Annotated in this window: 5 protein-coding genes and 1 pseudogene; 3 read left to right on the top strand and 3 right to left on the bottom strand. The window is 76.4% G+C overall.

The window, feature by feature from the left end; all coding sequences use genetic code 11:
- The first annotated feature begins 44 nt into the window (after positions 1–44).
- Positions 45–1,754, top strand: coding sequence for an ATP-binding cassette domain-containing protein (locus ACA514_RS05215; RefSeq protein ID WP_375039827.1), 1,710 nt, complete (start codon positions 45–47; stop codon positions 1,752–1,754).
- 341 nt (positions 1,755–2,095) lie between these two features.
- Positions 2,096–3,235, top strand: a pseudogene (locus ACA514_RS05210) (ATP-binding cassette domain-containing protein); the annotation flags it as partial.
- A gap of 270 nt (positions 3,236–3,505) precedes the next feature.
- On the opposite strand, the gene ACA514_RS05205 reads toward ACA514_RS05210, so the two are convergent.
- The 3 genes from ACA514_RS05205 to ACA514_RS05195 all read right to left on the bottom strand — a co-directional run bounded on the left by ACA514_RS05205 (position 3,506) and on the right by ACA514_RS05195 (position 6,268).
- Entirely contained in the window at positions 3,506–4,099 is a 594-nt protein-coding gene (locus tag ACA514_RS05205; RefSeq protein ID WP_375039826.1) for a response regulator, read from the bottom strand.
- A 164-nt stretch (positions 4,100–4,263) separates the two neighbouring features.
- Positions 4,264–5,190 carry an ornithine cyclodeaminase family protein gene (locus ACA514_RS05200; RefSeq protein WP_375039825.1) on the bottom strand — a complete coding sequence of 309 codons (927 nt, stop codon included), beginning with the start codon at positions 5,188–5,190 and terminating at the stop codon, positions 4,264–4,266.
- 85 nt (positions 5,191–5,275) lie between these two features.
- On the bottom strand, positions 5,276–6,268 hold the full coding sequence (locus ACA514_RS05195) for an ABC transporter ATP-binding protein (protein WP_375039824.1): 993 nt from the start codon (positions 6,266–6,268) through the stop codon (positions 5,276–5,278).
- A 322-nt stretch (positions 6,269–6,590) separates the two neighbouring features.
- Here ACA514_RS05195 and ACA514_RS05190 point away from each other — a divergent pair, with 322 nt between their 5' ends.
- A complete protein-coding gene (locus ACA514_RS05190; protein WP_375039823.1) occupies positions 6,591–7,676 on the top strand; it encodes a S1 family peptidase in 1,086 nt (361 codons plus the stop codon).
- Positions 7,677–7,708: the final 32 nt, after the last annotated feature.

The raw sequence follows: 7,708 nt of genomic DNA, 5'->3' as shown, positions 1-7,708 counted from the left end.
GCCCCCGGTGACGGGGGCCGCGGCCGCCCGCCGTTGGAGTCCCGATGACCTCTCCCGCGACCGCCCGCCGCCCGCCGCCCGGTGCCGGGCGGCTGCTGCTCGGCGCCGCCCGGCGGGCCGCCGGCTGGAACGCGCTCGTCGCGGCGGCGGCGCTCGCCGACGCGGCGGCCGCGGTCGCGCTGCCCGCCGCGCTCGCCCGCGCCATCGACGCCGTCGCGCCGGGCGGGCCGCCCGCCGCCGCCGCGCTGTGGCCGTGCGCGGCGCTCGTCGCGGTGGCGTCCGCCGCCGAAATCCTGTCCGAACTCGCGACCGGCTGCGGCACCGCGCGCTCCACCGCGTGGCTGCGGCACGGCCTCGTCCGGCACCTGCTCGCGGCCGGCCCCGCGCTGCGCATGCGGCCCGGCGACGTGGCGGCGCGCGTGGTCGGCGGGGCCGCCGAGGCCGGGACGGCGCCCGCCGCGGTGATCGAGGCGGGCGCCGGGCTGCTGCCGTCCGCCGGGGCGCTGGCCGCGCTGCTGCTCATCGACTGGCGGGCCGCCGCCGCGATCGCGGTCGCGCTGCCCGCGATCGCGCTGCTGCTGCGGATGTTCGTCCGCGACATCACCGCCTCCGCGCACCGCTACCTCGACGTCCAGGGGACGATCGCCGGGCGTCTCGCCGAGGCGCTCGCCGGCGCCCGCACGATCGCCGCCGCGGGAACCGCCGAACGCGAGGCCGAGCGCGTCCTCGCACCGCTGCCGGACCTGCGCGCGGAAGGCGAGACGACCTGGCGGGTGCAGGGCACGATCGCGGCCCGCGGCCTGCTCACGCTGCTGCTCCTGCAGGTCGCGGCCGTCGCGGTCGCCGGGACGGAGCTGGCGGCGGGCCGGATCACGCCCGGCGAGCTCGTCGCGACCGTCCAGTACGCGGGCCTCGCCGCCGGGTTCGGGCCCGTGCTGACGCGGGTGCTGCGGCTGGGCCGGGCCCGCGCGGGCGCCCGCCGCGCCGCCGGGATCCTCGCCGTCCCCGCCCGCGTGCACGGGACCGCCGCCGCGCCACCGGGGCCGGGGCTGCTGGAGTTCCGGCACGTCCACGCGGACGGCGTCCTGACGGGCGTGGACCTCATCGTTCCGGCCGGGCGCGCCGTCGCGGTCGTCGGCCGCTCCGGATCCGGCAAGTCGCTGCTGGCGGCGCTCGCCGGTCGGCTCGCCGACCCCGACGAGGGCGAGGTGCTGCTGGACGGCGTGCCCCTCCCCCGCCTCACCCGGACGTCGCTGCGCCGCGAGATCGGGTACGCGTTCGCCCGGCCCGCGCTGTTCGGCGCGACCGTCGAGGACGCCCTGGCGTTCGGGCCCGCGCGTCCGCCCGCCTCGTGGCTGCGGGAGTCGGCGCGCGCCGCCCAGGCCGACGCGTTCATCCGCCGCCTCCCGGACGGCTACGCCACCGCGCTCGCGGACGCGCCGATGTCGGGCGGCGAGCTGCAGCGGATGGGCCTCGCCCGCGCCTTCGCGCACGCCGGGCGCGTCCTCGTCCTGGACGACGCCACCTCCAGCCTCGACACCGTCACCGAGGTCCAGATCACCGACGCGCTGCTCACCCGGTTCGCCGGCCGCACCCGCCTGCTCATCGCGCACCGCGCCACCACCGCCGCCCGCGCCGACCTGGTCGTCTGGTTGGACGGCGGCCGTGTCCGCGCCACCGGCACGCACCGGGCGCTGTGGCGCGACCCCGCGTACCGCGCGGTCTTCGCCGCCCCGGAAGCGGGTGGCCGGTGACCGGCCCGCGCGCGAGCGAGCGCGGCAAGGCGGCGCGAACCGTCCGGCGGGCCGCGGCCGAAGTCGTCCGGGCGCATCCGGGGGCGGTCGCGGCCGGGCTCGGGTGGTCGGTTGTCGAGGCGGTGCCGACGGCGGTCCTCGGAGCGGCGGTCGGGCGGGCCACCGACGCCTTCCGGGGCGGCCGGGTCCGGGACGCGGCGGTGTGGCTGGCGGTCCTGGCGGCGGCCGCCCTGATCGGGTCGTTCGGGAGCCGCCGGCTGTACGGGGCGCTGGCGGCGCTCGTCGAGCCGTTCCGGGACGACCTCGTCCGGCGGGTCGTCCGGGGGGCGCTGCGGCGGTCGATGGGCGGGACGGCCGACACCGGCGCGGTGGCGCGGCTCACCCACCAGGTGGAGATCGTCCGGGACACGCTCGCGGGGCTGCTGATCACCGCCCGCGGATTCGCGTTCTCGGCCGCGGCGGCGCTGCTGGGGCTGCTGTCGCTGATGCCGGAGGCCGCGGGGCTGGTGCTGCCGCCGCTGCTGCTGGGACTCGCGCTGTTCTGGGCGGCGTTCGGGGCGGCGGCCGTCCGGCAGCGCGACCTGGTCGTCGGCGAGGAGGCGGTCGCCGAGCGGACCGCGGCACTGGCCTGCGGGCTGCGGGACGTGGCGGCGTGCGGCGCGGAGGACCTGGTGCGGGACGCGCTGGCGGGCGCGGTGGAACGGCAGGCCGCGGCCGGGAACGCGGTCGCGCGGTTCGCGGCGGTCCGGGCGCTGGCGCTCGCGGTGAGCGGCTGGGGGCCGGTGCTGGCCGTGCTGGCGGCGTCGCCGTGGCTGATGCGGCGCGGCGCCACGGCGGGCACCGTGATCGGGTCGCTCACCTACGTGCTGCACGGGCTGCAGCCGGCGCTGCGGACGCTGGTGCAGGGCATGGGGGGCGGCGGGCTGCGGCTCGCCGTCACCCTCGGCCGCATCGAGGAGACCGGAGCGCTCGGCCCGGTCCCGCCCGCGCGAGCGGAACGGGCCGCCGTCGCGGGCGCGCCCGCCGTCGAGTTGCGAAAGGTCACGTTCGCCTACGGAAATGGCCGCGAAGTGATCAGCGAGCTCGATCTGACCATTCCGCGCGGTGATCACCTGGCGGTGGTGGGGCCCAGCGGCATCGGCAAATCGACGCTCGCCGCTTTGATCGCCGGAACGCTCTCGCCGACCGGCGGAGAAGTGCTCGTGGAAGGCGCGGCGGCGGGCGATCCACGGAATCGTGCGCTCATTCCGCAGGAGGCCTACCTTTTCTCCGGCACGGTCCGGGAGAACCTGACCTATTTCACACCGGACGCGGACGTGCCGGAGGTCTGCAAGGCGGTGGACGCGGTCGGCGCGGGACGGCTCGTCCGGGACCTCGGCGGGCTCGGCGCGGTGCTGGACCCGGCGGCGCTGACCGAGGGCCAGGGCCAGCTGCTCGCGCTGTGCCGCGCCTACCTGTCGCCCGCGCCGGTGGTGATCCTGGACGAGGCGTCCAGCCGGCTCGACGCGGCGGCGGAGGCGCGGGCGGAGGCGGCGTTCGCCGCGCGCGGCGGCACCCTGATCGTCATCGCGCACCGGATCGCGTCGGCGGCGCGTGCGCGCGGGGTGCTGGTGCTGGACGGGACGCGCGCGCTGGTCGGGACGCACGTCGGGCTGCCGGAGGTGTCGCCGCTCTACCGCGACCTGGCCGGACGCTGGGAGGCCGGGGCGCCGCCGCCCCGCGCGGAGGGGACAGAGCCCCGCGCGGAGGGGTCACAGCCATCCGGCGTCCTCGGCGATCCGGATGGCGTGGACCCGGTTCCGGGCGCCGATCTTGCGGTTGATGCGGGACAGGTGGTTGCGGACCGTGCCGATCGTCAGGACGAGGTCCTCGGCGATCTGGGCGGCGGTGGCGCCGCGTGAGGCCAGCGCGAGCACCTCGATCTCGCGTTCGGTGAGCGGGCCGCGCGCCGAGCCCAGCTCGGTGAAGGCCATCTCGGGGTCGATGACCCGGGCACCGGAGGCGGCGCGGCGCAGGGCGTCGGCCAGCTCGCCGGGCGAGGTGTCCTTCAGCACCAGGCCGGCGGCGCCCGCGGCCACCGCGCGGCGCAGGTCGCCGGTCCGGCAGCGGCCCGCCATGAGGACCGTGCGGCACTGCGGGACGTTCTCCCTGAGCGCGCACGCGGCGGAGAAGCCGTCCAGGCCGGGCAGCCCGACGTCGATCAGCGCGACGTCGGGGCGGCACCGGCGGGCCGCCCGCAGCGCCTGCTCGCCGCGGTCGACCGCGGCGACGACCTCCAGGTCCGGCAGGCTCTCGAACAGGGCGACGAGTCCGCCGCGGAGCAGCTGCGCCCCTTCGGCGAGCATAACCCGAATCATTTTCGACTCCCGAGGCGGCCGGCATCGCCTTGACAGGACGCGGTCAGGGGCACCGCATACCCAGTGAAGTTAACACTATTCTGCATAGCGTCGTAAAGATACGACGGATTCCCACAAACCACGAGGTCGGGTATTCCGCGAAATGCGGGGCCTCACTCCAGGAAGTCCATTTCCCGGCCGGTTCCGGACGCGCGGGCGGCCCGGTAGGCGGCCCAGCTCAGCGCGAGGTCCTGCCAGGGCAGGCCGACCGGCGCGTACACGGTGACCTCGCCGTCCTTCACCCGGCCCGGCACCTCGCCGAGCAGCAGGTCGCGCAGCGTCCCGGCGGCGTGCTTGACGTCCAGGCCGGCGCCCGCGAGCACGCCCATCTCGACCGCGAGCGGCACGTCGTCGACCACCACGCGGGCGCCCTCCAGCAGGTCGGCGCCCAGCTCGGACTTGCCGGGCTCGTCGGCGCCGAGCGAGGTGACATGGGTGCCCGGCGCGATGTCGGCGGCGTGCAGCAGCGGGCGGCGCGCCCAGGTCGCGACGACGACGATCCCGGCGCCCCGGACGGCGTCGCGCGGATCGGCCGCGACCGACGCCCGCGCGCCGAGCCGCTCGCCGTGCCGCCCGGCGAACGCGGCGGCGCGCTCCGCGTCCAGGTCGCAGACGGTCAGCCCGCGCACCGGCCGCAGCTCCGCCAGCCCCCGCAGCACCAGCTCGGCCTGCGCTCCGGCGCCGATGACGGCGACCGTGTCGGCGGCGGAGCGGGCGAGCGCATGCGTGCCGAGCGCGGCGGCGAGCCCGGTGCGCCACGCGGTGACGGTGGCCGAGTCCAGCAGCGCGAGCAGCTCGCCGGTGGCGATGTCGTGCAGGCACACCACGCCGCGCAGCGCGGGCCGCGATCCCGGGAACTTGGCGTTCACCTTCACCGTGTAGGCGGGCAGGTCCTCCACCACCCCCGGCAGCAGCGCCGTGGCGGTGCCCTGGCCGGGCACCTTCGCCACGACGCGGCGCGGGACGGCCTCCGTCTCCGCGGCGGTGAAGCCGCGGCGCAGCGCGCCGAGGCACTCGGCGGGCACGAGCAGCGATTCCAAGTCCGAACGGGACAGAAGCAATGTCACCGGACCATTCTCCCGGCCACACCGTCCGCTGTCACCCGCGGCTCTCGCGTCCCCCGCGTCACTCCGGGCGGCGGCGGGCCGTCGTCAGCTCCTCCCACTGCGCCCTCCAGTCGTTGCCCTGGCCGTCGATGAACGACCCGGGCGGCGGCGTCACGCCGTGTTCGCGGAGCCATTCGCCCGGGCGGCGCATCGAGGGCCGCACGCTGCCGTCGCTCGGCATGAGCTGCGGCGGGATCGGCCCGGGCATCGCCTGCGGGACGTGCGCCTCGTTCGCCACGTCCGCCATGTCCTTCTCCTCGGCCATCCCGATCGGGCCCTCGCGGCGCGCGTTGAAGAACTGGTTGACCGCCGGGTGCGTGCTCGACAGCACCATCTCGCGCGGGCCGAACATCACCAGCCCGCGGCGGAACAGCAGGCCGAGGTTGTCGGGCAGCACGCGGGCGGTGCCGATGTCGTGCGTGACGATCAGGAACGTCGCGCCCATCTCGGCGTTGAGGTCGACGAACAGCTGGTTGAGGTAGGCGGTGCGGACGGGGTCCAGGCCGGAGTCCGGCTCGTCGGCCAGGATGATGTCGGGGTCCAGGACGAGCGCGCGGGCCAGCCCGGCGCGCTTCTTCATGCCGCCGGAGATCTCGCCGGGCAGCTTGTGCTCGGAGCCGGTGAGGCCCACCATCTCCATCTTCTCCAGCACGATCCGGCGGATCTCCGACTCGCCCTTCCTGGTGTGCTCGCGCAGCGGGAAGGCGATGTTGTCGAAGACGTCCATGGAGCCGAACAGGGCGCCGTCCTGGAACAGCACGCCGAAGTGGCGGCGCATCTCGTACAGCCGGTTCTCCGCCAGCCGCGGGACGTCGCCGCCGCCGACGTAGACGTGGCCGCGGTCGGGGCGCAGCAGCCCGACCAGGTTCTTCAGGAACACCGACTTGCCGGTGCCCGACGGCCCGAGCAGCGCGGAGATCTCGCCCGCCGGGACGGTGAACGACACGTCCTCCCAGATGACCTGCCGCCCGAACGACTTGCGCAGCCCTTCCACCCGGATCTCGACTCCCATGGGCACTCCCGTGCCGGGGAACCGGGGGCGGAGGGATCCGCGTCGTATGTCCGGTCCCCCGCCGCCTCGACTGTACGACGCGGGCCGCGCGGCCGGGAGGCCCATTGGACGTCGCGTCCAGTCGCGGCCGGTGCGCCCCGGCCCGTTCCGCATGCCCGCCGGCGCCGCACCGCCCCGCGACCGGGCGCCCGTACCCATTGTGACAATCCGTTCACCGGCGCTTAGGCACTTTCTTCCCTTTCGTCCCCGATGGGGCTCTTCCACCATGTGCGGTGACCTCCGGCGCACCACTCGGGTGTGCCCGCTCCCCCCTGGAGGCACAGTGAAGTTCCGTCACGCACGCATCGGCGGCGCCGTCACCCTGACGGCGACCGGGCTGCTGGCGACCGCCCTCGCCGGCGGACCCGCGGCCCACGCGTCGGCCACCGGCGCCGCGGCGCGCACCGCCCCGGCCGCCGGCACCGCGGCCGCCGCCCGGCAGGACGCGGTCGCCTCGGCGCTCGCGCAGCGGCTCGGCTCCCGCACCGCCGGCTCCTACCTGAAGGGAGGCCGGCTGATCGTCACGGTGGCCGACGCCGCGTCCGCCCGGGCCGTCCGCGCCGCCGGCGCCGTGCCGAAGACCGTCGCCCGCGACGGCGGCGACCTGAAGAAGGTCATGGCCGCGCTCAAGCGCGACGCGACCGTCCCCGGCACCGCCTGGGCCGCGGACCCGGCCACCGACCAGGTGGTCCTCACCATGGACAGCACGGTCAAGGGCGCCGCGCTGGAGAAGGTGCGGACCGCCGCCGCCAGGCAGGGCGCGGCCGTCCGCACCGAGCGCGTCGCCGGGACGTTCCGCACGTTCACCCGCGGCGGCGAGGCCATCTACACCGGCGGCGCCCGCTGCTCGCTCGGCTTCAACGTCCGGCGCGGAAGCACCTACTACTTCCTCACCGCCGGGCACTGCACCAACATCGGCTCCAGCTGGACGGACTCGTCCGGGCGCACGCTCGGCCGCACGGCCGGCAGCAGCTTCCCCGGCAACGACTACGGCATCGTCCAGTACTCCGCCACGCCCGCCGACACGCAGGGGTCCGTCAGCCTCTACAGCAGCGGCACCCGCGACATCACCGGCGCCGCGAACGCCACGGTCGGGCAGACCGTGTACCGCAGCGGCAGCACCACCGGCGTGCACAGCGGCCGCGTCACCGCCCTCAACCAGACGGTGAACTACCAGGAGGGCAGCGTCAGCGGCCTGATCCGCACCACGGTCTGCGCCGAGCCGGGCGACAGCGGCGGCTCGCTGTTCGCCGGGTCCAGCGCGCTCGGGCTGACCTCCGGCGGCAGCGGGAACTGCAGCTCCGGAGGGACCACGTTCTTCCAGCCCGTCACCGAGGCCCTGAGCGCCTTCGGCGTGTCCGTGTATTAGATCTCAACGCTGGGGTGGGCGGCGGGGCGGTG

Source organism: Actinomadura sp. NTSP31 (assembly GCF_041951385.1).
Classification (GTDB): Bacteria; Actinomycetota; Actinomycetes; order Streptosporangiales; family Streptosporangiaceae; genus Spirillospora; species Spirillospora napierensis.
This window is presented reverse-complemented; position numbering and strand designations above follow the sequence as displayed.